Annotated in this window: 21 protein-coding genes; 7 read left to right on the forward strand and 14 right to left on the reverse strand. The window is 67.0% G+C overall.

From position 1 onward, the window contains the following. Positions 1 to 43: 43 nt before the first annotated feature. The 3 genes from DXK93_RS20035 to DXK93_RS20045 are packed head-to-tail and all read right to left on the reverse strand — an operon-like array spanning position 44 to position 3,821. Positions 44 to 1,924: a dipeptide ABC transporter ATP-binding protein gene (locus tag DXK93_RS20035; RefSeq protein ID WP_054450703.1), complete on the reverse strand. Its 1,881-nt coding sequence runs from the start codon at positions 1,922 to 1,924 to the stop codon at positions 44 to 46. A gap of 44 nt (positions 1,925 to 1,968) precedes the next feature. Continuing rightward, positions 1,969 to 2,949, reverse strand: coding sequence for an isoaspartyl peptidase/L-asparaginase family protein (locus tag DXK93_RS20040; protein WP_054450701.1), 981 nt, complete (start codon positions 2,947 to 2,949; stop codon positions 1,969 to 1,971). After that, positions 2,946 to 3,821: a MurR/RpiR family transcriptional regulator gene (locus tag DXK93_RS20045; RefSeq protein ID WP_054450699.1), complete on the reverse strand. Its 876-nt coding sequence runs from the start codon at positions 3,819 to 3,821 to the stop codon at positions 2,946 to 2,948. The genes DXK93_RS20040 and DXK93_RS20045 overlap by 4 nt, the downstream gene beginning before the upstream one ends. A 189-nt stretch (positions 3,822 to 4,010) precedes the next feature. On the opposite strand from DXK93_RS20045, the gene DXK93_RS20050 reads away from it, so the two are divergent. Beyond that, the gene (locus tag DXK93_RS20050; RefSeq protein ID WP_054450697.1) at positions 4,011 to 4,469 is read left to right on the forward strand and encodes a GNAT family N-acetyltransferase; all 459 of its coding nucleotides are present in this window, start codon (positions 4,011 to 4,013) and stop codon (positions 4,467 to 4,469) included. A gap of 43 nt (positions 4,470 to 4,512) precedes the next feature. On the opposite strand, the gene DXK93_RS20055 is transcribed toward DXK93_RS20050, so the two are convergent. The 3 genes from DXK93_RS20055 to DXK93_RS20065 form a co-directional block, all read right to left on the reverse strand. Continuing rightward, the gene (locus DXK93_RS20055) at positions 4,513 to 5,166 is read right to left on the reverse strand and encodes a CoA transferase subunit B (protein WP_054450695.1); all 654 of its coding nucleotides are present in this window, start codon (positions 5,164 to 5,166) and stop codon (positions 4,513 to 4,515) included. Between the two features lie 11 nt (positions 5,167 to 5,177). Beyond that, a complete protein-coding gene (locus tag DXK93_RS20060) occupies positions 5,178 to 5,876 on the reverse strand; it encodes a CoA transferase subunit A (RefSeq protein WP_025137174.1) in 699 nt (232 codons plus the stop codon). Positions 5,877 to 6,061: 185 nt separating this feature from the next. Continuing rightward, the gene (locus tag DXK93_RS20065; RefSeq protein WP_119450957.1) at positions 6,062 to 6,511 is read right to left on the reverse strand and encodes a thioesterase family protein; all 450 of its coding nucleotides are present in this window, start codon (positions 6,509 to 6,511) and stop codon (positions 6,062 to 6,064) included. A 112-nt stretch (positions 6,512 to 6,623) separates the two neighbouring features. On the opposite strand from DXK93_RS20065, the gene DXK93_RS20070 reads away from it, so the two are divergent. The 4 genes from DXK93_RS20070 to DXK93_RS20085 all read left to right on the forward strand — a co-directional run bounded on the left by DXK93_RS20070 (position 6,624) and on the right by DXK93_RS20085 (position 10,722). After that, the gene (locus tag DXK93_RS20070) at positions 6,624 to 8,270 is read left to right on the forward strand and encodes an electron transfer flavoprotein-ubiquinone oxidoreductase (protein WP_054450691.1); all 1,647 of its coding nucleotides are present in this window, start codon (positions 6,624 to 6,626) and stop codon (positions 8,268 to 8,270) included. 74 nt (positions 8,271 to 8,344) lie between these two features. After that, on the forward strand, positions 8,345 to 9,205 hold the full coding sequence (locus tag DXK93_RS20075; protein WP_119450958.1) for an NAD-dependent epimerase/dehydratase family protein: 861 nt from the start codon (positions 8,345 to 8,347) through the stop codon (positions 9,203 to 9,205). Positions 9,206 to 9,277: 72 nt separating this feature from the next. Further along, entirely contained in the window at positions 9,278 to 10,381 is a 1,104-nt protein-coding gene (locus DXK93_RS20080; protein WP_119450959.1) for a cytochrome, read from the forward strand. Further along, positions 10,378 to 10,722 carry an antibiotic biosynthesis monooxygenase gene (locus DXK93_RS20085; RefSeq protein ID WP_054450685.1) on the forward strand — a complete coding sequence of 115 codons (345 nt, stop codon included), beginning with the start codon at positions 10,378 to 10,380 and terminating at the stop codon, positions 10,720 to 10,722. The genes DXK93_RS20080 and DXK93_RS20085 overlap by 4 nt, the downstream gene beginning before the upstream one ends. A gap of 10 nt (positions 10,723 to 10,732) precedes the next feature. Here the strand turns inward: DXK93_RS20085 and DXK93_RS20090 are convergent, their stop codons facing one another. From DXK93_RS20090 to DXK93_RS20110, 5 genes are read right to left on the reverse strand one after another with little or no spacing between them, the layout of a single operon-like run. Next, positions 10,733 to 12,508, reverse strand: a complete 1,776-nt coding sequence (locus DXK93_RS20090) for an ABC transporter ATP-binding protein (RefSeq protein WP_119450960.1) — start codon at positions 12,506 to 12,508, stop codon at positions 10,733 to 10,735. After that, positions 12,505 to 13,326, reverse strand: coding sequence for an ABC transporter permease (locus tag DXK93_RS20095; RefSeq protein ID WP_054450682.1), 822 nt, complete (start codon positions 13,324 to 13,326; stop codon positions 12,505 to 12,507). The genes DXK93_RS20090 and DXK93_RS20095 overlap by 4 nt, the downstream gene beginning before the upstream one ends. 7 nt (positions 13,327 to 13,333) lie before the next feature. Then, entirely contained in the window at positions 13,334 to 14,278 is a 945-nt protein-coding gene (locus tag DXK93_RS20100) for an ABC transporter permease (protein WP_013392266.1), read from the reverse strand. A gap of 6 nt (positions 14,279 to 14,284) precedes the next feature. After that, entirely contained in the window at positions 14,285 to 15,856 is a 1,572-nt protein-coding gene (locus tag DXK93_RS20105; protein ID WP_054450680.1) for an ABC transporter substrate-binding protein, read from the reverse strand. A 50-nt stretch (positions 15,857 to 15,906) separates the two neighbouring features. Next, positions 15,907 to 17,013 (reverse strand): C45 family peptidase, encoded by a 1,107-nt coding sequence (locus DXK93_RS20110; RefSeq protein ID WP_054450679.1) that lies wholly within the window; start codon positions 17,011 to 17,013, stop codon positions 15,907 to 15,909. A 157-nt stretch (positions 17,014 to 17,170) separates the two neighbouring features. Between DXK93_RS20110 and DXK93_RS20115 the strand changes: the two genes are divergently transcribed. Together DXK93_RS20115 and DXK93_RS20120 are read left to right on the forward strand one after the other, a co-directional pair. After that, positions 17,171 to 18,052, forward strand: coding sequence for a GntR family transcriptional regulator (locus DXK93_RS20115; protein WP_054450677.1), 882 nt, complete (start codon positions 17,171 to 17,173; stop codon positions 18,050 to 18,052). Between the two features lie 158 nt (positions 18,053 to 18,210). Further along, positions 18,211 to 19,545: an aspartate aminotransferase family protein gene (locus tag DXK93_RS20120; protein ID WP_119450961.1), complete on the forward strand. Its 1,335-nt coding sequence runs from the start codon at positions 18,211 to 18,213 to the stop codon at positions 19,543 to 19,545. A 13-nt stretch (positions 19,546 to 19,558) separates the two neighbouring features. Here the strand turns inward: DXK93_RS20120 and ltaE are convergent, their stop codons facing one another. The 3 genes from ltaE to acs form a co-directional block, all read right to left on the reverse strand. After that, complete coding sequence (ltaE, locus tag DXK93_RS20125; protein WP_119450962.1) at positions 19,559 to 20,569, reverse strand: low-specificity L-threonine aldolase; 1,011 nt, start codon at positions 20,567 to 20,569, stop codon at positions 19,559 to 19,561. A gap of 38 nt (positions 20,570 to 20,607) precedes the next feature. Beyond that, complete coding sequence (locus tag DXK93_RS20130; RefSeq protein WP_119450963.1) at positions 20,608 to 21,495, reverse strand: DMT family transporter; 888 nt, start codon at positions 21,493 to 21,495, stop codon at positions 20,608 to 20,610. Between the two features lie 153 nt (positions 21,496 to 21,648). Next, the gene (gene acs, locus DXK93_RS20135; RefSeq protein ID WP_119450964.1) at positions 21,649 to 23,628 is read right to left on the reverse strand and encodes an acetate--CoA ligase; all 1,980 of its coding nucleotides are present in this window, start codon (positions 23,626 to 23,628) and stop codon (positions 21,649 to 21,651) included. Positions 23,629 to 23,737: the final 109 nt, after the last annotated feature.

Genomic DNA, 23,737 nt, shown 5'->3' on the forward strand with positions numbered 1-23,737 from the left:
AATTAGGGGGTTTGGTGGAAGAAAAACAAGTACGACAACTGACTCAATACGCTCCGCCGACCGGATGCCGGGCGACGAAGTGATCCGTTCCGACCTGCACCAGCGGCTGCACCACGGGCTCGTCGCCGAGCTTGCGGATGGGGCTGGGGATTTCGTCGGACAACAGCGTGCGCTTCATGTGGCGGCGGGCCGGATCGGCGATCGGCACGGCGGACATCAGCTTCTTGGTGTAAGGGTGCTGCGGATTCTCGAAAATGGCGCGGCGCGGCCCGATCTCCACGATCTGGCCCAGGTACATCACGGCAACGCGGTGGCTGACGCGCTCGACCACGGCCATGTCATGCGAAATGAACAGGAAGGAAATGCCCATGTCGCGCTGCAGGTCGATCAGCAGGTTCACGATCTGCGCCTGGATCGACACGTCCAGCGCCGACACGGATTCGTCCGCGATCACGACCTTGGGGTTCAAAGCCAGGGCGCGCGCAATGCAGATGCGCTGGCGCTGGCCGCCCGAAAATTCGTGCGGATAGCGCTGCGCCATTTCCGCCGGCAGGCCCACGCGTTCCAGCAGTTCGGCCACGCGGCGCTCGGCATCGCGGCCACGGGCCACGCCGTGCACCAGCAGCGGCTCCATGATGGAAAAGCCGACCGTCACGCGCGGATCCAGCGAGGCGAACGGGTCCTGGAACACGAACTGGATGTCGCGGCGCAGGGATTGCAGTTCGGTGTTCTTCAGGCGCACGATGTCGCGGCCGCCGAAGCGGATCTCGCCGCCCTGGCTGTCGACCAGGCGCAACAGCGAGCGGCCGGTGGTGGACTTGCCGCAACCGGACTCGCCCACCAGCGACAGCGTTTCGCCGGGGAACAGGTCGAAGCTGACCTGCTCCACCGCATGCACGCGGCGCTGCACGCGGCTCATGATGCCGCCGCGCAGATCGAAGCGGGTGACTAGCTTGCGCACGCTCAGGATAGGCTCGCGCTTGGCGTCCGGCGCGGCGGGCGCGCTGACCGGAGCGGCCTCGGGCTGAGCCTGGCCTTCGGCCTGCAGCAGCGGGAAACGCGCGGGCAGGTCCGTGCCCTGCATGGCGCCCAGCTTCGGCACGGCCGACAGCAGCGCCTTGGTGTAGCGGTGCTGCGGCGAGGCGAATACCTGCTCGGACGGGCCTTCCTCGACCTTGTCGCCGCGGTACATGACCAGCACGCGGTCGGCCACTTCCGCGACCACGCCCATGTCGTGGGTGATGAACACCACGCCCATGTGCATTTCTTCCTGCAGCTGGCGGATCAGTTGCAGGATCTGCGCCTGGATGGTGACGTCCAGCGCGGTGGTGGGTTCGTCGGCGATCAGCAGCGCCGGCTTGCAGGCCAGCGCCATGGCGATCATCACGCGCTGGCGCATGCCGCCCGACAGTTGGTGCGGGTAGCGGTCCAGCACCGACTTGGCTTCCGGAATACGGACCTGCTCCAGCATGCGCAGCGCCTCGGCGCGCGCGGCCGCGGCGTCCTTGCCCTGGTGCTGGCGGATCGATTCGGCGATCTGGTCGCCGGCGGTGAAGACCGGATTCAGGGAGGTCATCGGCTCCTGGAAGATCATGGCCATGTCCGCGCCGCGCACACTGCGCATTTCGCGTTGGCTGGATCCGACCAGGTCGATCACGGAACCGTTGCGCCGCCGCAGGGCCATGCTGCCCTGGGCGATGCGCCCCCCGCCGTGCTCCACCAGACGCATGAGCGCCAGGGACGTCACCGATTTGCCCGAACCCGATTCGCCCACGATGGCCAGGGTCTCGCCCCGGTCCACATGGAACGACAGATTGCGCACGGCTTCGACCGTGCGCTCCGATCCCACGAAGCGCACCGTCAGGTCGTCGACCTGGACCACGCGGTTTTCCGGCAGCGCCAGGCTGTTTGCGCGATCAACCATCTCTTTTGATTCCCCAAATACTGAAAAAACGAACCCACCGCCGCTTATCGGTAGATAGCGGTGACCGGCTTCTCGCCGACGCGGGCGTAACCCCGATACATGCCTTCCGTGTTGAACGGCAAGGCCACATTGCCCTGGGCGTCGACGGCCACCAGGCCGCCCTTGCCATCGATGGTGGGCAGCTTTTCATGCACGACGCGGTCGGCGGCCGCTTCCAGCGACGCGCCGCAATATTCCATCTGCGCCGCCACGTCATAGGCGGCGACCATGCGGATGAACATTTCGCCGGTGCCCGTGGTGGACACCGCGCAGGTCTTGTTGCTGGCATAGGTGCCGGCGCCGATCAGCGGCGCGTCGCCCACGCGGCCGACCTGCTTGTTGGTGATGCCGCCGGTCGAAGTGGCCGCGGCCAGGTTGCCCTGGGCGTCCACCGCCACCGCGCCCACGGTGCCGAACTTCTTGTCCGAGTCCAGCGGATCGGCCGGTGCGGGCTGGCCGCGCGCGACCAGCGCCTGGCCGTCATGGTCCAGCACCGCCGCTTCCGGCGTTTCGCGCTGCACGCGCAGCAGCTGTTCGCGGCGGGCTTCGGTGGAGAAGTAGGAGGGATCGACCAGTTCCACGCCTTCTTCCTTGGCGAAGGCTTCGGCGCCCTCGCCCACGAAGAACACGTGCTTGCTGTTTTCCATGACCTTGCGCGCGGCGAAGATCGGGTTGCGCACGCGGTGCACGCCGGCGATCGCGCCCGAGCGCAGCGTGGCGCCGTCCATGATGGCGGCGTCCAGTTCGTGGGTGGCGGCGCTGGTGAACACGGCGCCATGGCCGGCGTTGAACAGCGGACAGTCTTCCAGCAGGCGGACGGCTTCGGTCACGGCGTCCAGGGCGCTGCCGCCACGGGCCAGCACGGCCTGGCCGGCGGTCAGGATGGATTCCAGCGCGCTCAGGTACTCCTGTTCTTTCTCGGGCGACATGGCCGCGCGGGACATCGCGCCGGCGCCACCGTGAATCGCAATCACGGGTTGAATCATCGTTTACCTACTCCATGGATGAGCCACGGCATCACGGACTGGGTCACCCCAGCGGCGGCCGCGACGGAATTCTTGGCCCGATAGGCCACCGCGGCCGACAGGGCTTCGATCAGCCCCAGCGCAGCGGTTTCGGAATTGGGAATCAGCTGGCGCGCGGAATACGCATACAGCAACACGGAAGCCGTGGGCGCCAGCGGCGAGGTGGGCTTGTCGGTCAGCACCAGCACCGGCACGCCGGCCTGCTTGGCGGCGCCGGCCAACGTCACCGTGTCGGCCAGGTAGCGGGGAAAGCCGATGGCGATCACCAGGTCCTTGGACGTCATGCGCGCCATCTGGCGCGCCGCGTGCGACACGCCGCCGGGACCGGCCAGCGATTCGACGGAATGCAGATGCATGCACAGGCCGCGCTGCAGGAGGCCGGCCAGGAAGCCGCTGGCGCCGAAACCGATGATGAAAACGCGGTCGGCGGCCAGGATGGCCTCCACTGCCTGCTCGCAGGCGGCGGCGTCCAGCGACTGCAGGTTGCGCTGGGCATTGCGGATGTCTTCTTCCAGCGTGGCGGCGAAGATCTGCACGGCGCTGGCGGAATGCGCCAGCTCTGTGCGCAGCTTTTCCACCGGCTCCAGCGCCGCCTCGAAGCCGCGCGCGAGTTCGGCGCGGAACTGCGGATAGCCCGGCAGGTCCAGGGCGCGCGCGAAGCGGTTGGCCGTCGCCACCGACACTCCCACCGCCGCGGCGAACTCATCGATGGTCATGGTGGCGGCGCGGAACTGGTGCGCCAGCACGTACTCGGCCATCTTGTGCTGAGTACGGCTCAGCGCGGGCTGGGCCCGGGCGATCCGGTCAGCAATCGTGAGTGCGGCCTTGGTCATCGAGGGGGGAGATGTAGCGGGAGTTTATGTAAATCTGTTTACAAACAAATTTTAGAGAAGAAAATAGATTTTCATACTAAGGGTATACCCGTGAAAACATGTAACAGTGCATCGAATAAAACGGGGTCGGTTTGAGGTACGCTAAGGCCCGCCCTAATGGCCCCCACCCCGCCACACCGGATTGACGCTATGCCCGATTGGATCTGCAAGCCGCACCAGGAACTGACCGTGACCGAGATCTACGCGATCCTGCGGTTGCGCACGGAAGTCTTTGTCATTGAACAGAATTGCATCTTCCAGGACATGGATGGCAAGGATCTGATCGGGCAGACCTCGCACCTGATGGCCTGGCAGGACGGCAAGCTCGCCGCCTATTGCCGCATCCTGGATCCGTCGCTGAAGGACGGCCAGATCGAGATCGGACGCGTCATCACCGCCCCCTGGACCCGCGGCCAGGGCCTGGGCCACGAGCTGATCCGCCACGCGATGCAGGAAGTACGCCTGCGCTGGCCCGGCCGCGCCATGTACCTGGGCGCGCAGGCCCGACTGCGCAACTACTACGGCGGCCACGGCTTCGTGCAGGTCACCGAGGAGTACATCGAGGACGGCATCCCGCATGTGGGGATGCGGCTCGACGAAACGGCATGAAAAAACGCCCCGGAGGGGCGTTTTCATGGGTGCGGCGCAAGGATTACTTGACTGCCGACACGTCCAGCTTGGCCTGGGTCTTGGACTTGATCTCGTCCACCGTCACGCCCGGCGCCGTTTCCAGCAGCTTGAGGCCGTTTTCGGTGACTTCCATCACGCCCAGGTCGGTGATGATCAGGTCGACCACCCCCACGCCCGTCAGCGGCAGGTTGCATTCGGACAGCAGCTTGATGTCCTCGGTGCCGTCCTTTTTCTTGGCCACGTGCTCCATCAGGACCACGACGCGGCCCACGCCCGCCACCAGATCCATGGCGCCGCCCATGCCCTTGACCATCTTGCCCGGAATCATCCAGTTGGCCAGGTCGCCCTTTTCGGACACCTGCATGGCGCCAAGAATGGCCAGGTTGATCTTGCCGCCGCGGATCATCGCGAACGAATCCGCCGACGAGAAGATCGAGGAGCCGGGCAAGGTCGTGACCGTCTGCTTGCCTGCGTTGATGAGGTCGGCGTCGACTTCATCGTCGGTGGGGAACGGGCCGATGCCCAGCAGGCCGTTCTCGGATTGCAGCCACACTTCCATGCCCTTGGGCACGTGGTTGGCCACCAGGGTCGGCAAGCCGATGCCCAGGTTCACATAAAAGCCGTCTTGCAGCTCGCGCGCGGCGCGTGCCGCCATTTCATCGCGGGACCATGCCATGTCTGTTCTCCTTAGGCCGGGCGAGTGGTGCGTTGTTCGATGCGCTTTTCGGGCGTTGCATTCAGCACGATCCGATGCACATAGATGCCGGGCAGATGGATCTGATCGGGATCCAGGCTGCCGGTGTCAACGATTTCCTCGACTTCGACCACCGTGAACTTGCCCGCCATGGCGACGTTCGGATTGAAGTTGCGGGCGGTCTTGCGGAACACCAGGTTGCCGCTGCGGTCGGCGATGTGCGCCTTGACCAGCGACACGTCCGGCACCAGCGAACGCTCCATCACGTACTGCTGGCCGTCGAACTCGCGGATTTCCTTGCCGTCGGCGACGATGGTGCCCACGCCGGTGCGGGTGAAGAAGGCCGGGATGCCGGCGCCGCCGGCGCGCAGCTTCTCGGCCAGCGTGCCCTGGGGAGTGAACTCCAGCTCGAGTTCGCCGGACAGGTACTGGCGCTCGAATTCCTTGTTCTCGCCCACGTAGGACGCAATCATCTTGCGGACCTGGCGCGTATTGAGCAGCTGGCCCAGGCCAAAGCCGTCGACGCCCGCGTTATTGCTGATGCAAGTGAGATCCTTCACGCCCGAATCGCGCAGCGCGGCAATCAGTGCCTCGGGAATGCCGCAAAGGCCGAAACCGCCCACGGCAATCATCTGGCCGTCCTTGACGATGCCTGCCAGCGCCTCCTGGGCGCTTGCAAAAACCTTGTCCATCGCTCCAACTCCTAGTTAAGGTCGAACTTGAAGAGGGCGCGGCTGCCGGCGCCGGTCCCAGCAACACCGTACGGAGTCCTGTGCGGCTGGCGCCTAGGGTGGCGCGCCCTTATTGCTTTTTTGATTTTGCGCTGATTTTACCGGCATGGCCGGCCAACGCACGCGCTATTTTGGCCGGCGCCGATTCAAGCCCCGGGCTTGAACATGGCGCCCAGCTTGGACAGCACCTCTTGCGGCCACGGGGCGGACGCATTGACCACATAGTCCATCCAGACTAGCACGTTGCGCGCGCGGGCATACGGACCGCCTTCGTCGCCCGCCTTCTCCAGCAGCAATTCGAATTCGGCGCTGGACCGGCCTATGCGCATGAGCTTGTGCGTCACGAGCACATTGGCGGGATAGGTCAGCGGCCGCAGAAAATCGCAGGACGCATGCGCCAGGATGAGCCCCTGATCTGCGGGGAGCGCGAAACCCGCGCCATAAAGTATCTGTATCCGGGCCTCTTCCATGAGGCGGAAATACATCGCATTGTTCAGATGATTCAGAGCGTCCGAGTCGCCCCACCGCAAAGGCAGTTCGACTTGATGGGTATCTCCCACGGCCAGGATCCGCGCTGAGGTTTTGTCCGCGTTCACCAATTACTCCTGATGGCTAAAAGAAATACGAAGGCAACCATGGCCTCCGCCTGCAATACAATCGCCGATAATACTTCCAGCCATATATGGAATACATACGGGGAGCTTTGCAATGTCTGAACGCGAGTCGATGGAATATGACGTGGTCGTGGTTGGCGGTGGACCCGCCGGCCTGGCCACTGCTATCCGTCTTAAGCAGTTGGCCGCTGAGAAGAATCAGGAAATCGGCGTCTGCGTACTTGAAAAGGGCGCGGAACTGGGTGCACACATCCTGTCCGGCGCCGTCATGGACCCGCTGGCGCTGACCGAGCTCATCCCCGACTGGAAGGAAAAAGGCGCGCCCCTGAACGTGCCCGTCACGCATGACAAGTTCATGTTCCTGTCCGAGACCGGCGCGCGCACCACGCCCAACTGGCTGCTGCCGCCCTGTTTCCACAACGAAGGCAACTACATCGTCCGTCTGGGCGATGTCGTGAAGTGGATGGGCGAGCAGGCCGAGGCCCTGGGCGTGGACATCTTCCCGGGCTTCGCAGCCGTGGAAGTGCTGTACGACGAAAACGGCGCGGTCCGCGGCGTGGCCACCGGCGACATGGGCGTGGCCCGCGACGGTTCGCACACCGACCATTACCAGCCCGGCATGGAGCTGCACGCCCGCTACACCGTGTTCGCCGAAGGCGCGCGCGGCCAGTTGGGCCGCCAGCTGATCGAACGCTATAAGCTGGACGACGGCCGCAATCCTCAGTCCTACGGCATCGGCATCAAGGAAATGTGGGAAGTCGATCCGGCCCAATCCAAGCCCGGCCTGGTGATCCACACCGCCGGCTGGCCGCTGGACGCCGACACCTACGGCGGCTCCTTCCTCTATCACCTGGACAACAACCTGGTGGCGGTGGGCATGATCGTGGGCCTGGACTACGCCAACCCCTGGTTGTCGCCATTCGACGAATTCCAGCGCTACAAGACGCACCCCGCCATCCGCGGCACCTTTGAAGGCGGCAAGCGCATCGCCTACGGCGCGCGCGCCATCACCGCGGGCGGCCTGCTGGCCCTGCCCAAGCTGACTTTCCCGGGCGGCGTGCTGGTCGGCTGCGAAGCCGGTTTCCTCAACGCCTCGCGCATCAAGGGCAGCCACGCCGCCATCAAGTCCGGCAAGCTGGCCGCCGAAGCCGCGTTCGACGCGCTGGTCGCTGACCGCCGCCAGGACGAGTTGGCCGCCTACCCCGCGGCCTTCGAGTCTTCCTGGCTGCATGCGGAACTGAACAAGGCGCGCAACTTCAAGCAGTGGTTCAAGAAGGGCCGCACCATCGCCACCGTGATGACCGGCGTCGAACAGCTGCTGCTCAAGGGCAAGATGCCCTGGACCCTGCGCCACAACAAGCCCGACCACGCCTGTCTGCAACCCGCATCGCAATGCGCGCGCATCGACTACCCCAAGCCCGACGGCAAACTGACCTTCGACAAGCTCAGCTCGGTGTTCATCTCGAACACCAACCATGACGAGAACGAACCCGTCCACCTGACGCTGAAGGATCCGTCCGTGCCAGTGCAGGTCAACCTGGCCAAGTATGGCGGCCCGGAATCGCGCTACTGCCCGGCGGGCGTGTACGAATTCGTCAAGGACGACCACGGCGAGGACCGCCTGCAGATCAACGCGCAGAACTGCGTGCACTGCAAGACCTGCGACATCAAGGACCCGACCCAGAACATCGTCTGGGTGGCCCCGCAAGGCGGCGAAGGGCCCGTGTACAGCGGCATGTAACGCTACCGGACGCCCGCGCCCGGCCACCGAAGGCGCCCCGCGGGGCGCTTTTTTTTCGACAGGCAGAACTCTCCATGACCGAACGCGTACTCCTTATCGGCTGCGGCGACCTGGGTCAGCGCGCGGCCCGGCGTTTCCTGGCGCGCGGCGACGAAGTCTACGCGCTGCGCCGCAATCCACCGGTCGGGGATGCGGACGGCATCCGCTGGCTGCGGGGCGACATCTCCCGCGCCGACGGGCTGCCCGCCCTGCCCCCGGGTGTCACGCGGCTCATCCACCTGCCCGCGCCCGGCGCGCGCGAAGCCGCCGCCTACCGCGCGGTGTTCGTCGATGGCCTGAAACACGTGCTAGACGCGCTGGACGCCACACAGCTCAAGCGCGTCGTGTTCATCTCGTCCAGCGCGGTCTACGGCGAACACGAAGGCGGCTGGGTCGACGAAGACACGCCGCCCGCGCCGCTGGGCGTCAATGGCCGCATCCTGCTCGAGGCCGAAGCCGCGCTGGCGGCCCGCGGCCTGCCCTCGACCGCCTTGCGCCTGGCGGGCCTCTACGGCCCCGGACGCCTGCACTTGATCGAACGCCTGCGCCAAGGCGCGGCAGGCGCGCCGACCGCTCCCGAACACTGGGCCAACCGCATCCACATCGACGACGCGGCGGGGGCAGTGGTCCATCTGGCGCTGCTGCCCGACGTCGCGCCTGTCTACATAGGCTGCGACGATACGCCGCTGCCCCTGCACGAGCTCTATGCCGACCTTGCCAGGCTGATCGGCGCCCCCGCGCCGCGCGAGGCGCCGGCACCGGCCAACGTCGGCAGCAAGAAGCTGAGCAACGCCCGCCTGCGCGCCAGCGGCTTCACCCTGCAATGGCCGGACTCGCGGCTCGGCTATGCCGCGCTGCTGGCGGCGGCAGGCAACCCGGACGCGCCGCAGGCATAGTTCGCCGCGCATCGAATCGTGGCCGTCAAGGCTGGCGGATACTGGCGGCCGTATCCATTACCGGCCATCGCCATGCATCCTGCCCATCCTCTGCAGGCGGTCACTCACCCCGACCCCTACCCGTACTACGCCGCGCTGGCGCGCGAGCGGCCGCTGTATCGCGAGGCGGCGCTGGACCTGTGGGTGGCCAGCCATCCGGACGCGATAGCGGCCATCATGCAGCATCCGGCCGCGCGCGTGCGCCCGGCCGCGGAGCCCGTGCCCAAGGCGCTGTGTCCAGGCCCGGCGGGCGAACTCTTCGGCCGCTTCGTGCGCATGAACGACAGCGCAACGCACACGCAGGTGAAGGCCCTGCTGAGCGCCTACCTCCGCGAACAATCGGCGCGGCCCTGTACGCCCGCGTGGCCCGATCCCGGCCCCCTGGACGCCGCCGCCGTCGACCGTTACCTGAGCGCCGCGCCAGTGCATGCGCAAGCCGCCTTCCTGGGGCTGCCGCCTGACCTGTATGCGGATTGCGCCGCCGATATTGCGGCGTTCCTGTCCGCGCTGCCCGCCGCCGCAGCGGCGGATCGCATCGAAGCGGGACACGCCGCAGCGCAGCGCCTGCAGACACGCCTGGAATCGCATCTGCAAGCCCCAGACGCCGCGCCGGCCCTGCGCCGGCTGCGCGAAGACGGCGCGCGGGCGGAGATAGCGCCCGCGGTGCTGGCCGCCAACCTGGCCGGCCTGCTGTTCCAGTCCTGCGAGGCGGGCGCCGGCCTGCTGGGCAACGCCATCGTCCTGGCCGGACGGCGCGGCCTGCGCGCGGATCTCACGGACGCTGCGGCGCTGGCCCTGGTGGACGACGTGGAACGCAGCGACCCGCCGTTGCACAACACGCGGCGCTTTCTCGCCGCGGGCATAGACGTCGGCGGCTTGCGCATCGAAGCCGGCCAGACCGTGCTGCTGGTGCTGGCCGCGGCCGCCACGGTGCAACCCGAGGCGCACTGGACTTTCGGCGCTTTCGGGCATGCCTGCCCGGGCCGCCTTCCGGCCCGCCTGCATGCGGCGGGCGCGCTCACGCGCCTGCTGCGCGCAGGCCTGGATGCCGCCGCGCTGGCGGCCCGTTTCCGTTACCGGCCGCTGCCCAACGCGCGCGTGCCGCAGTTTGATTTTTCCGAGGAACAAGCACCATGATCGCAGTGATATTCGAAGTCGAACCCGCCCACGGCAACCCCGATCCCTATCTGCACATCGCCGCCAGCCTGATCGACGAGCTGAAGGCCATTGATGGCTTCATCTCGGTCGAACGCTTCCAGAGCCTGAGCGATCCGGGCAAGCTGCTGTCGCTGTCGTTCTGGCGCGATGAAGCGGCGGTCCAGCGCTGGCGCACGCTGGAGTCGCACCGCCGGGCCCAGGAAGCCGGGCGCGGCGGCGTCTTCGCCAATTACCGCCTGCGCGTGGCACAGGTGCTGCGCGACTACGGCATGAACCAGCGCGACGCGGCGCCCGTCGACAGTCGCGAGCGGCACGGCTGAGGCCCCCGCCTCAGGCCCCGGCCGCGGCTGCCGCCAGCGCCACCCGGTGGGTCGCGCCTGATTCGAGTACCGCCGTCATTGCGGGCAGGCCCGGCGCGGACGAGGGATCGAAGTAATCGGCCTCGTCGCGCCCCGGGCCCGCCGGCAGGTCGCGCACTTCCACGCGAAAGCCCTCGGTCCGGTTGCCGCGCAGTTCCGGCACCGCCTGCAACAGGCGGCGCGTGTAGGGATGCGTGGGCCGGTCGAACACTTCGTCGCGCGTGCCTTCTTCGACGATATGGCCGCGCAGCATCACCACCACGCGGTCGGCGATCTGCTCGACCACGCCCAGGTCATGCGAGATCAGCAGGCAGGCAAAGCCGTGTGAACGCTGCAGCGACATCAGAATCTCCAGCACCTGCTTCTGCACGGTGACGTCCAGCGCCGACACTGGCTCGTCCGCGATGATGACCTCGGGCCGCAGCACCAGCGCCCGCGCGATGGCCACGCGTTGGCGCTGGCCGCCGGACAGCTCGTGCGCATAGCGCTCGGCGTAGTCCTCGCCCAGGCCCACGTCCCGCAACGCGTCGGCCACGCGCTTGCGGCGGATGTCCGCCGTCATGCCGGCTTCCAGCCGCAGGCCCTCCCCCACCAGGTCGCCGATGGTCATGCGCGGATCCAGCGATGAATAGGGATCCTGGAACACCATCTGCACCCGCCGGCGCGCCGCCTGCCACGACTGCCCCGAACCGCCCGCGGGCAAGGCCTGGCCGTCCAGTTCGATGCGCCCCTGGGCCTGCGGCACCAGTCCCAGGATGGACATCATGACCGTGGTCTTGCCGCTGCCCGATTCGCCGACGATGGCCAGCGTTTCCCCCGGCGCCACCGCGAACGTCGCGCGGTGCACGGCGCGCACCGCGCGCTTGCGGAACCAGCCCTCGCGGACCGAGTAGTCGATCGCCAATCCGTCCACCTGCAGGATGGGCGCCGCTTCGACGGCAGGCCGGGCCGGACCGCGCTTGGGCAACGCGTCCAGCAGGCTGAGCGTGTACGGATCCGCCGGCCGCGACAGCACCTCGGCCACCGGCCCGGTCTCGACCGCCCGGCCGCGGCACATCACCAGCACGCGCTGCGTGTACGCGGCCACCAGCGCCAGGTTGTGGCTGATGAAGATCAGCGCCGTGCCCTGCTCGCGCGTCAGTTCGCACATCAGGTCCAGCACTTCCTTCTGCACCACGCAGTCCAGCGCGGTGGTGGGTTCGTCCGCGATCAGGAGGCGCGGCTTGAGCAGCATCACGCCCGCCAGCAGAATGCGCTGGCGCATGCCGCCGGAGAATTCATGCGGATAGCGCTTCATGCAATCCTGCGCGTCGCGCACGCGCACCCGCTCCAGCATCCGGACGGCTTCGTCCCAGGCCTCGCGGCGCGCCATGCCACGGCGCAGAACCAGCGCCTCGATCAGTTGTTCGCCCACGCGGAACGCCGGGTTGAGCGACACCATCGGCTCCTGGAACACCATGCCGATGCCGGTGCCGCGCTTCGCCAGCCAGTCGCGCGGCGCCTGCTGCAACAGGTCCTGGCCTTCGAACAGCGCCTGTCCGCCGGTGATGCGCGCCGAATCGGGCAACAGGCCCAGCAGCGTCTTGCCGATCAGCGTCTTGCCGCTGCCGGACTCACCGACGATGGACAGCGATTCGCCTGCGTGCAGATCGAATGACACCCGGTTCACCACCGGCGCGGCGTCGCGCTTGCCCGGAAAGCGGATCTCCAGGTCGCGCACGGACAGCAAGGGTTGTGCAGCGCTCATGCCATCACCCCCCGCATGCGCGGATCCAGCAGATCGCGCACCGCATCGCCCAGCAGATTGATGCCCAGCAGGCTCAACGAAATCATGGCGCCCGGAAACACCGCCAGCCAGATGGCCTGGTCCATGGCGTTGCGGCTTTCGGACAGCATGCCGCCCCAGGTGGCCAGCGGCGGCGGCACGCCCAGGCCCAGGAAGCTCAGCGCGCTTTCCGCCAGCAGGGCGGAACCGAAGATCGAGGTCGCGAAGATCAGCAACGGCGGCAGGCAGTTGGGCAGTACGTGGCGGAACACGGTCCATAGGCCCCCATGGCCGGTGGCGCGCGAGGCAATGACGAAATCGCGCTGGCGCAGGGACAGCGCCGCGCCGCGCGCGATGCGCGACACCGACGGCGAATACGCCAGGCCCAGCGCCAGCACCACGCCCCATTTGGACGGCCCCAGCACGGTCATGATCCCGAGCGCGAGCAGGAGGCCCGGAAACGCCATCAGCGATTCCACCAGCACGGTGATGCCGCGATCGACCCAGCCGCCCGCATAGCCGGCCGTGACGCCTATCGTCGTGCCCAAGAGCAGCGCCAGCAGCACGGAAAACACGCTGACCGCCACGCTGACCCCGGCGCCCGCCATCAGCCGCGACAGCACGTCGCGGCCGAATTCATCGGTGCCCAGCCAGTACTCCGCCGACGGCGGCGAAAAGCGCGCCAGCAGATCGCCTTCCAGCGGATCGTGCGGCGTGTACACCAGCCCGACCAGGGCCAGCAGCACGACGCCCCCGACCAGCGCGCCGCCCAGGACGGCATTGGTATGTTTAAAGCCCATGATGATCCTATTGAAGCTTCACGCGCGGGTCGAACAGCGGATACAGCAGATCCACCACCAGGTTGACCGCCACGTACAAGAGCGCGATGAACAGCAGGCAGCCCTGCACCACGGGGTAGTCCCGCGCATAGATGCTTTCCACCAGCAGCCGCCCGATGCCCGGCAGCGTGAACACGGTCTCGATCACCGCGGCGCCCGACAGCAGATGGCCCAGCATCAGGCCGATCACCGTCAAGGTGGGGCCGAACGAATTGGGCAGCACATGGCGCAGCATGACGCGCTTTTCCGGCAGGCCCTTGGCGCGCGCATGCGCCACGTATTCCAGCCGCAGCGTCTCGATGGTGCTGGCGCGCATCATGCGCGTGATGGCCGCGATTTCCGTCAGCACGATGGCGCAGACCGGCAGCACCAGATACCGCGCCGCGCCCAGTCCGCCCTGGGCGATGGATTCGAAGCCATACACCGGCAGCCAGTTCAGCTTCACGCCAAACAGCCAGATCAGCAGGATGCCGACCCAGAAGCTGGGCATGGACACGAACAGGATCGAGGTCGACACGATGGCGGTGTCGGCGCGGCGGTTCTGGCGCCAGGCGGCCACCATGCCGGCGGGCACCGCCACCAGGCAGGCCAGCAGCGTGGCGGTCAGCACCACCTGGGCCGTCACCGCAAAATGCGTCAGCACCAGATGCATCACGGGTTCGCGCCGCGCGATGGACATGCCCAGGTCGCCCTGCAGCGCGTTGCCCACCCAGATCAGGAACTGCTCGCCTACAGGACGGTCCAGTCCCAGCGCGTGGCGCATTTCCGCCAGCAGCGCCGGGTTGTCGATATCGCCCAGCATCAGCGACGCAGGATCCCCGGGGATCGCGCGTATCAGCGCGAACACGAGCACCGTGACGACGATCACGGTGGGCACCGACGCCGCGATGCGCTTGAGTAGATAGCCCAGCACGGCGCCTCAGTTCTTGGTCACGTTGAAGAAACGCGGCTTGCGCAGCGGCCAGCCGGTAAAGCCCTGCAGCTTGCTGGAAACGACCACATAGCCGGGCTTGTTGTAGTACATCAGCAGCGGCGTGTCGCGCAGCATCAGGGCATGCAGCTTGTCGAAGGCCTGCTTACGCACGGCAGGATCGGATTCGGCTTCTATGCCTTCCAGGATGGCCGCGGCCTCCGGACTTTCCCACTGGGCCATGGGCGTTTTGGACTTATCGCCGATCACGTCGCGGAACATCAGCGCCGGCTCCGTGCGCGCGGAATACGCGAATGCCATCAGCTGGAACTTGCCTTCGCGGAAGTTGGTCACCTGGGTGCCCCATTCCAGCATGTCCAGCTCGGCCTTGATGCCGGCCTTGCCCAACAGCTGCTGCGTCACCACCGCGACGCGGTACAGGTAGGGATAGCGCTTGTTGGCCTGCAGCTTCAGGGGCTCGCCGCGGTAGCCGGCGGCATCGAGCAGGCGCTTGACCTCTTTCAGGTTCTTCTCGTAGCCGGCGCGGTCGGCCTCGGAGTAGTAGACGCTGGCCGCGGGCACCAGGGACGGGTTATAGGCCGCCTGGCCGTTATTCAAAGCCTTGGCGATGCCGGGAAAGTCCAGCGCCAGCGCGATGGCGCGGCGCATGTTCACATCCGACAGCAACGGCGCGCGCGTCTGCATCAGCAGGTTGACGGTGTCCAGGCCCTGCTCGGTGACGATGTTCCAGCGCGGGTCCTTGGCCGGCAGATTGTCTTCGTCCGCGTTGTAGGCGTCGACCTGCCCCGCCATGAGCGCCGCCTTCTGCGCGGCCGCATCCGGAATCACCACGAAGCGCACATTGGCCCGCGCCACTTTCTTGCCGGCCATGCCGCTGGGCGCTTCCTCGCGCGGCTTGTAGCCGGCGTACGGCGTCAGCAGCAGGTACTGTTCCTTCTTCCATTCCGCCAGCACGTAAGGACCGGTGCCGATGGGCCTGGCCCACTTGCCGTCGGCGTCGACGCTCTTGGCGCTCAGCACCGGCATCGGGCACTGCACGCTGGCCATCTGGTCCAGGAACAGCGCGTAGGGCTGCTCCAGCCTGAACACCACGGTGGCCGGATCGGGCGTCTCCACCGCCACGACCTTGGCGCCCTTGCTGCCGTCGTAGAGGTTCTTGCAGGAGTACTCGGACTGGGCGCCGTTGAGGTAGTCGTAGGTCCATTTGACGTCGGCCGAGGTCATGGGCGTGCCGTCATGGAAGGTAACGCCCTGGCGCAGCTTGAAGGTATAGGCGCGCTTGTCGTCGGACAGCGTCCAGCTGTCGGCCAGCATGGGGGCCACGCTCATGTCGGCGCGCAGCGCCACCAGGGACTCCACCACGTGCGCCAGCACGTTGTCGGTGGAAGTGTTGCGGGACCGCCCGCCGGGCAGCGTGGTCGGCGTGCCCGACCCTTCGGCGTAGCGGATTTCTGGCGCGGCGGCCTGCGCCCGCACGGCGGCGGGCAGAGCGGCCACGGCGGCGGCCAGCGCGGCGGACAACAGCAGCGCGTTCTTGGCGCGCGTAGCATGCGAATTCATAGGGATCACTCCAGGCGCGGCGCTCGCCGCATACGGGTCTGGGGGCCGGCTCAGAAGAGCCGGTACTCCGCGAAGTTGCGTCCTTCGTAGGGCTTGCGCGCGATCCACATCACGCCGCTGGCCGGCTCCATCAAGGTGGTGGCCACCGTGGCCGAGATGCTGTCGAAACTGGCCGGCTTGGGCGAACGCAGCACGCCGTCGGGCGCGGCGAAGTCGTCGGCCAGGATGCGCTTGACCGTGTCCCAGTCGATGCCGCCCGTGGCGCGCGCCAGCATGTCCTGCACACGGCGCTGGCGGTAGATCGAATCCGGATTGGCCGCCAGCCCTTTGTCGAACAGCTTGGCGCGCGCGGGCGGGCTGATCCAGTGGTTGGCATGTACCAGCAGGCCGTCCTCGGGGGTAATCCAAAAGATTTCGTCGGGCGAGCACTCCAGGTCGACCGCCTCGCCCTGCGCCTGCGCCAGCATCAGGTTGTTGGAGCAAAAGCGGCGCGAGGCCCACAGCACCTTCATGGCGTTGCAGATGTTGCTGGCTTCCAGCATCTTGCGCCGCACCAGCACCAGCGGCACCTCGGCGGGGCGCTGATAGTCGTGTTCGCAAGACAGGAAATTGCCGGACAGGGAAACGCCCGCGCTGTTGAAACCGTGGCGCGCGAGGCTGCCGGCTTCCGTGAACACCAGCAGGTCGGGGCCGTCTTCGCGGCGCATGCGCAGCACGATGCCGGTGTCCACGCATTCCTCGCGCCAGTCCCAGTTATGGGCATGCATGAGCTTGCCGCCGGCGGCGGCCTCGGGCAGCACGACCAGGCCGGTGCAGCCATCGTCCAGCCCCTTGCGGGCGCGGCCCAGCTCGGCATGGCCGAACATCATTTCGGTGCGGCAGTTGATGACCACCACATCCTCCAGCGCCTGGCCCGATCCGTCGGCGATGCCGCGCAGCTCTTCCAGGTAGGCCGCGTCATAGTCGCCCACCACCGGCACCATGGCGGCGGCCAGTTCCTTCAAGCGGTCCGCGGCAACGCCGCGCCGCTCCAGCTGCCCGCGGTAGAGGGCCACGCTGCGCGCCACGCGCTCGGGGACGGCGGCGCCATGCTGGCGGCCCCGCTCGTATGGGCTGCCCTGTACATCGACCAGGGGGAAGGGGGTGGGCAAAGTCACGGCTCAAGGCTCCGGAGCAAGGTTCAAGACGGTCAAATTTTGTACTAATATAAGAAAAAGTTCAATACAAGGGTTTCCCCGGGGCCACTATCGCGAACGTTGCGCGCGTAGCTCTCCGGTACCATTCCGACTCCGTCGCCCTTCGCGCCCATCCTTCATGTCCAACGCCGCTCCCGCCCGCCCCACTCCGCTGCAAGTCGACCTGGCGCGCCTTATCGCGGAAGACATCGTGGCCCGGCGCCATGCGCCCGGCGACCACCTGTCCGAGGAAACGTTGGCCGCGAGCTACGAGGTGTCGCGCACGCCCGTGCGCGGCGCGTTGAAGCTGCTGGCTGCGCAGGGCCTCATCACGCACCGCCCCAACAGCGGCTACACGGTAGCGGCGCACGCGGCGGCCGCGCCCCCAGCCATCGAGGGCGCCGGCCCCACCCAGGACGAGCTATACCGGCGCCTGATCGATGACCGCGCCTCGCGCGAGCTGCCGGAAACCTTTACCGAGCGCGACCTGCAACAGCGCTATCCAGCGCCGCGCAGCGTGCTGACCAAGACCTTGTTGCAGCTCTCCGCGGACGGCCTGATCGAGAAGCGCAAGGGCCATGGCTGGCAATTCGCGCCGTCGCTGGAAAACCGCGACGCGCTCAACGAGAGCTACCGCTTCCGCATGACGATCGAATGCGCCGGCCTGCTGGAACCCACGTTCCGCCTGGACCGCGAGGCGCTGGCCCGCATGCGCGCCGCGCATGAAGCGCTGGCCGCGCGCAGCGACGCCGACATCTCGGCCACCGAGTTCTTCAATCTCAACGCCTCGTTCCACGAAATGCTGGCCCGCTTCTCGGGCAACCGCTACATCCTGCAGGCGGTGCAGCAGCAGAACCAATTGCGCCGGCTGGAAGAGCATGCCGCGTTCTACCGCGACGCGCGCTTCATCAACTCCAGCAGCGAACACCTGCAGATCATCGACGCGCTCGAGGCCGGCGACCAGGAGTGGGCTTCGCAGCTCATGCGGCGCCACTTGAAGACCTCGCTGCAAGTGTCCTGACACCCTCTCCGCTTTCATTCATCCGCCAGCCCGCCGTCGCGGGCCCTCGGCACGCATGGCGTCCGCATTGCGAGTACCTTCGGGTCTTCTTGTATTGTATTTATCAATTGATTAATACAAAATAGAAAGCCCGAATATCTCTTCACGCCGGAACACCCATGCCATCGTCAGCGCCTCATCCCACTCCCGCCATCAACGCCGAAGCCTATTGGATGCCCTTCACCGCGAACCGCCGCTACAAGCGCGCGCCCGTGCTGTTCAGCGCCGCCGAGGGCATGCACTACATCCGGCCGGACGGACGCCGCGTGCTGGACGGCATTGCGGGCCTGTGGTGCGTGAACGCCGGACACCGCCGCCCGGAAATCGTCGAGGCCATCGCCCGCACCGCCCATGAACTGGACTACGCGCCGTCGTTCCAGATGAGCCATCCCCTGGCCTTCGAGCTGGCCGAGTCCTTGCGCCAGGAAGCGCCCGCCGGATTCTCCAACGTGTTTTTCTCGAACTCCGGATCCGAAGCGGTGGACACCGCGCTGAAGATCGCGCTGGGCTATCACCGCGCGCGCGGACAGGGCCAGCGCGTGCGCCTGATCGGGCGCGAGCGCTCGTACCACGGGGTGGGGTTCGGCGGCCTGTCGGTGTCGGGCATCGCCGGCCACCGCAAGCCTTTCGGCAATCTGCTGCCCTACGTGGACCACCTGCCGCACACCTATGACCGCAGCCAGATGGCCTACACGCGCGGCCAGCCGGACTGGGGCGCCCACCTGGCCGATACGCTGGAGCGCATCGTCGCGCTGCATGACGCCTCCACCATCGCGGCCGTCATCGTGGAACCCGTGGCGGGCTCGACCGGCGTGCTGGTGCCGCCCAAGGGCTATCTGCAGAAGCTGCGGCAGATCTGCGACGCGCACGGCATCCTGCTGATCTTCGACGAAGTGATCTGCGCCTTCGGCCGCATCGATGGCGCGTTCGCCTCATCGCACTTCGGCGTCACGCCCGACATCATCACCAGCGCCAAGGGGCTGACCAACGGCGCCATCCCCATGGGCGCCACGCTGGTGCAGCAGCATGTCTACGATGCGTTCATGCAGGGGCCGGACAGCGCCATCGAGCTGTCGCATGGCTACACCTATTCCGGCCATCCCGTGGCCTGCGCCGCCGGCCTCGCGACCCTGGACATCTGCCGCCGCGAAGGCCTGTTCCAGCGCAGCCGCGAACTCTGGCGCTATTGGGAAGACGCGGCGCACAGCCTGAAGGGACTGCCGCACGTAGTGGACATCCGCAACATCGGCCTCCTGGCCGCCATCGAACTCGAACCGCTGGAAGGCAAGCCCGGCCAGCGGGCGTACGCCGTGCACCAGGCCTGCCTGGAACGCGGCTGCCTGATCCGTTCGGCGGGCGACACCATGCTGTTGTCGCCCCCGCTCATCATCGAGCGCGCGCAGATCGACGAATTGTTCTCGGTCTTGTCGGATGTGCTGCGCGGGGACGCCTGAGCGCCCGCCCCGCTTATGCCAGGTGCCGGGTCACCGCCTGGACCACCTGCCGCACGTCAGCGGCGGACACGTCCAGGTGCGTGACCAGGCGGGTCGGGCCGCCATACACAGCCCGCATCTGGATACCGTCAGCCGCCAGCTTGGCGGTGAGTTCATCGCAGCGCGCGGGCTCGAATTCCGCGAACACCATGTTGGTGTCCTGGCTCAATACCTTTACGCCCGGAATGGCGCGCAGCCCTTCTGCCAGCAGCCGGGCGTTCTCGTGGTCTTCGGCCAGGCGCTCCACGTTGTGCTCCAGCGCATACAGGCAGGCCGCGGCCAGCACGCCAGCCTGGCGCAAACCGCCGCCCAGCATCTTGCGCCAGCGGCGGGCGCGGGCGATGAGTTCGACGCTGCCGACCAGCACCGACCCCACGGGCGCGCCCAGGCCCTTGGAAAAACAGATGGACACCGTGTCGAAAGGCGCGCACAAGTCCGCCACCGGCTTGCCGCTGGCGACGGCCGCGTTGAACACGCGAGCGCCGTCCAGATGCGTCGCCAGGCCATGCTGGCGCGCCCAGTCGGTCGCGGCCTGCACGTAGCTGGCCGGAATCAGCTTTCCGTGGAAAGTATTCTCCAGCGCCAGCAAGCGGGTGCGGGCGAAATGCGCGTCGCCCTCGGGCTTGAGCGCCGCGGTCAACTTGTCCAGCGGCAAGGAGCCGTCCGCCGCATGTTCTATGGGCTGCGGCTGGATGCTGCCCAGCACGGCCGCCCCGCCCCCTTCGTACTTATAGGTGTGCGCAAGCTGGCCCACCAGGTACTCGTCGCCGCGCTCGCAATGGGCCATCAGAGCCCCCAGATTGCTTTGCGTGCCGGAGGGGAAAAACAGCCCGGCCGCCTTGCCCGTGCGCTCGGCAACCGCCTCCTGCAGGCGGATCACGGTCGGGTCATCGCCCATCACGTCATCGCCCAGGGGCGCGCAGACCATGGCCTGCAACATGGCTGCGGATGGCCGGGTGACTGTGTCGCTACGCAGATCGATCATGGAAAATCCCAGGATAGGAAAAGGAATATGGAAAGCGCTTATTCGGCGCGCGCCGCCGGCGCCGCGCGGCTCACTACCCAGATGCCGGCCAGTATCAGCGCCATGCCGCCCAGCTCAGCCGCGGTAGGCTGCTCGGACAGCAGCGCCCAGGCGAACAGCATGGCCACGACTGGCACGCCCAGGCTGGACAGGCCTGCGATCGACGCCGGCACCAGTCGCACCACCAGCAGCCACAACAACCAGCCCGCGGCGGTCGCGATCAGCACGATGTAGGCCATGCCGGCCCAGAGCTGCCAGCCCCACTGGGCCGGCATCTGCGGCACCAGAAAGGCGACCGGCGTCATGACCAGTCCGCCCAGCAGCATCTGCCAGGCGGTGAATGTCATCACATCGGGCGCGTGCCGCTCGAACATGCGCTTGGACAGCACGGTGCCCACGCCCCAGCACAGGCCGCTGCCCAGCCCCAGCAACACGGGCCGGATATCGCCCAGGCCGTTCCAGGGTTCGACGAAGCAGACCAGCCCGATGGCGGCCAGCGCAATGCCCACCCCATGCCGCGCCGTGGGACGTTCGCCCAGCAGCCACCACGCGAAGAGGATCACCCAGAACGGCATCGTGTACGCCATGAGCGAGACCTTGCCCACGCCGCCCGACACCAGCGCCGTCTGTACAAACCCCTGGAATCCGGCCGTCTGCGTCAGGCCGATCAGCAATGTCAGCTTCCAGGGCGGCATCGCCAGCGGCCGCCGCATTGCGATGGCCAGCGCGAACAGCACCAGGCCGCCCGAAACGTAGCGCAGCGCCACGAAGTCGAAGGGACCGATGTAGGGAACGATCAGTTTCATCGCGATCCAGCTGCCCGCCCAGACCAGGATGGTGCTGAACATCAGGGCTAGCCCTGCTCGATCGAAACTGCTGCGGCTCACTGGCACGGCTCCGTGGGAAAAAATTCTGGGCGCGAAAAAGCAAATACGCCCGTACCGGCGATTCCGATACGGGCGTATGACATTATGCGCCTGCCTTGCCTCCCGCGGAGGCTGCAGGCGGGCCGTTCCCGTCCATCAAGTGGACGGGAAGGATCACAGCGACTTGGCCAACTGATCCAGGATGGCCGGATTCTCCAGCGTGGAAACGTCCTGCGTGATTTCCTCGCCCTTGGCGACCACGCGCAACAGGCGGCGCATGATCTTGCCCGAGCGGGTCTTGGGCAGGTTGTCGCCGAAGCGGATGTCCTTGGGCTTGGCGATGGGGCCGATTTCCTTGGCCACCCAGTCGCGCAGCACCTTGGCGATGGCTTGCGCCTCTTCGCCTTCCGGACGCGAACGCTTGAGCACCACGAAGGCCACCACGGCTTCGCCCGTCGTGTCGTCCGGACGGCCCACCACCGCGGCTTCCGCCACCAGTTCGTGCGCCACCAGCGCGGACTCGACTTCCATCGTGCCCAGGCGGTGGCCGGACACGTTCAGCACGTCGTCGATGCGGCCCATGATCCAGAAATAGCCGTCGGCATCGCGCTGCGCGCCGTCGCCGGCCAGGTAGTAGCCGCGCAGTTCCGAGGGAAAGTAGCTCTTCTTGAAACGCTCCGGGTCACCCCAGATGTTGCGGATCATGGCGGGCCACGGACGCTTGATGACCAGGAAGCCGCCATTGCCCTGCTCCACGTCGCCGCCGGTCTCGTCGACGATGGCGGCGGCGATGCCCGGCAGCGGCAAGGTGCAGGAACCCGGCTTGGTCGGCGTGGCGCCAGGCAGCGGCGTGATCATGTGGCCGCCGGTCTCGGTCTGCCACCACGTGTCCACGATGGGGCAACGTTCGCGGCCGATGTTCTTGTGGTACCACATCCAGGCTTCGGGATTGATGGGCTCGCCCACCGTGCCGATGATGCGCAGGCTGTCCAGGTCGTAGTTCTGCGGATGCGCTTCGGGCGCGGCCTCGGCGGCCTTGATCAGCGAGCGGATCGCGGTGGGCGCGGTGTAGAAGGTGGTGACCTTGTGGCGCACGATCATGTCCCAGAAGCGGCCGGCGTTGGGATAGGTCGGCACGCCTTCGAACACCACCTGCGTCAGGCCGGCGGCCAGCGGACCGTAGGTGATGTAGGTGTGGCCGGTGACCCAGCCCACGTCGGCCGTGCACCAGTACACGTCGTCCTTGCGGGCGTCGAAGGTCCACTTCACCGTCAGCAGCGCCCACAGCAGGTAGCCCGCCGAGGAATGCTGCACGCCCTTGGGCTTGCCGGTGGAGCCGGAGGTATAGAGGATGAAGAGCGGATGCTCGGCGTTGACCGGCACGGGTTCGCAGGTGTCGGGCTGGCCGGCTTCGACGTCGTGCATCCAGAGGTCGCGGCCTTCGTTCCATTGCACCTTGCCGCCGGTGCGGCGGTACACGATGACCTTGCTCACGGCCTCGCAGCCGCCCATGGTGAAGGCTTCTTCGACCGCGGGCTTCAGCGGGATGGTCTTGCCGCCGCGCACCTGCTCGTCGGCGGTGATGACCAGGGACGCGCCCACGTCCATGATGCGCTCCTGCAGGCTCTTGGCCGAGAAGCCGCCGAACACCACCGAGTGCGTCACGCCCAGGCGCGCGCAGGCCTGCATGGCCACCACGGCTTCGATCGACATGGGCATGTAGATGATGGCGCGGTCGCCCTTCTTGTAGCCCAGCGCCTTCATGCCGTTGGCAAAGCGGCAGACGCGCGCCAGCAGTTCACGGTAGCTGACCTTGTTGACCTTGCCGTCGTCGGTTTCAAAGATGATGGCGGTCTTGTCGGCATTGCCGTTGGTCAGGTGCACGTCCAGACAGTTGGCCGACACGTTCAATTCGCCATCGCCGAACCAGCGGTAGAACGGCGCGTCCGATTCGTCCAGGACCTGCGTGAACGGCTTGGTCCACTGCAGGTTGTCGCGCGCCTGCCCGGCCCAGAATCCGTCGAAATCGTTTTCGACCTGCGCGCACAGCGCGTTGTAGGCCTCCATGCTGGGAATCGCGGCGCCTTCTGCTGCGCGCTCGGGCGGCGGGAACACCCGGGTTTCCACCAGTACGGACTCAATAGCGTTCGACATGATCTTTGTCTCCAATCGGTAATTCTGTTTGTTTGTGCCGCTTGTTCATTACCCAACCGCAACCGTATCGCCGCGCTCTTACGGGCACCTTACGCAAAATGCGGGCCGG

The organism is Achromobacter sp. K91, from assembly GCF_003576205.1.
GTDB classification, from domain to species: domain Bacteria; phylum Pseudomonadota; class Gammaproteobacteria; order Burkholderiales; family Burkholderiaceae_B; genus Achromobacter; species Achromobacter aegrifaciens.

What these genes read in the sequence shown, in the direction of transcription:
- DXK93_RS20080 (WP_119450959.1), top strand. Translation starts at nt 9,278, where the DNA reads ATGCATCCTGCCCATCCTCTGCAGGCGGTCACTCACCCCGACCCCTAC.
- ltaE (WP_119450962.1), bottom strand. Translation starts at nt 20,569, where the DNA reads ATGATCGATCTGCGTAGCGACACAGTCACCCGGCCATCCGCAGCCATG.
- acs (WP_119450964.1), bottom strand. Translation starts at nt 23,628, where the DNA reads ATGTCGAACGCTATTGAGTCCGTACTGGTGGAAACCCGGGTGTTCCCG.
- DXK93_RS20040 (WP_054450701.1), bottom strand. Translation starts at nt 2,949, where the DNA reads ATGATTCAACCCGTGATTGCGATTCACGGTGGCGCCGGCGCGATGTCC.
- DXK93_RS20115 (WP_054450677.1), top strand. Translation starts at nt 17,171, where the DNA reads ATGTCCAACGCCGCTCCCGCCCGCCCCACTCCGCTGCAAGTCGACCTG.
- DXK93_RS20060 (WP_025137174.1), bottom strand. Translation starts at nt 5,876, where the DNA reads ATGGACAAGGTTTTTGCAAGCGCCCAGGAGGCGCTGGCAGGCATCGTC.
- DXK93_RS20035 (WP_054450703.1), bottom strand. Translation starts at nt 1,924, where the DNA reads ATGGTTGATCGCGCAAACAGCCTGGCGCTGCCGGAAAACCGCGTGGTC.
- DXK93_RS20120 (WP_119450961.1), top strand. Translation starts at nt 18,211, where the DNA reads ATGCCATCGTCAGCGCCTCATCCCACTCCCGCCATCAACGCCGAAGCC.
- DXK93_RS20050 (WP_054450697.1), top strand. Translation starts at nt 4,011, where the DNA reads ATGCCCGATTGGATCTGCAAGCCGCACCAGGAACTGACCGTGACCGAG.
- DXK93_RS20045 (WP_054450699.1), bottom strand. Translation starts at nt 3,821, where the DNA reads ATGACCAAGGCCGCACTCACGATTGCTGACCGGATCGCCCGGGCCCAG.
- DXK93_RS20070 (WP_054450691.1), top strand. Translation starts at nt 6,624, where the DNA reads ATGTCTGAACGCGAGTCGATGGAATATGACGTGGTCGTGGTTGGCGGT.
- DXK93_RS20075 (WP_119450958.1), top strand. Translation starts at nt 8,345, where the DNA reads ATGACCGAACGCGTACTCCTTATCGGCTGCGGCGACCTGGGTCAGCGC.
- DXK93_RS20095 (WP_054450682.1), bottom strand. Translation starts at nt 13,326, where the DNA reads ATGGGCTTTAAACATACCAATGCCGTCCTGGGCGGCGCGCTGGTCGGG.
- DXK93_RS20085 (WP_054450685.1), top strand. Translation starts at nt 10,378, where the DNA reads ATGATCGCAGTGATATTCGAAGTCGAACCCGCCCACGGCAACCCCGAT.
- DXK93_RS20055 (WP_054450695.1), bottom strand. Translation starts at nt 5,166, where the DNA reads ATGGCATGGTCCCGCGATGAAATGGCGGCACGCGCCGCGCGCGAGCTG.
- DXK93_RS20090 (WP_119450960.1), bottom strand. Translation starts at nt 12,508, where the DNA reads ATGAGCGCTGCACAACCCTTGCTGTCCGTGCGCGACCTGGAGATCCGC.
- DXK93_RS20105 (WP_054450680.1), bottom strand. Translation starts at nt 15,856, where the DNA reads ATGAATTCGCATGCTACGCGCGCCAAGAACGCGCTGCTGTTGTCCGCC.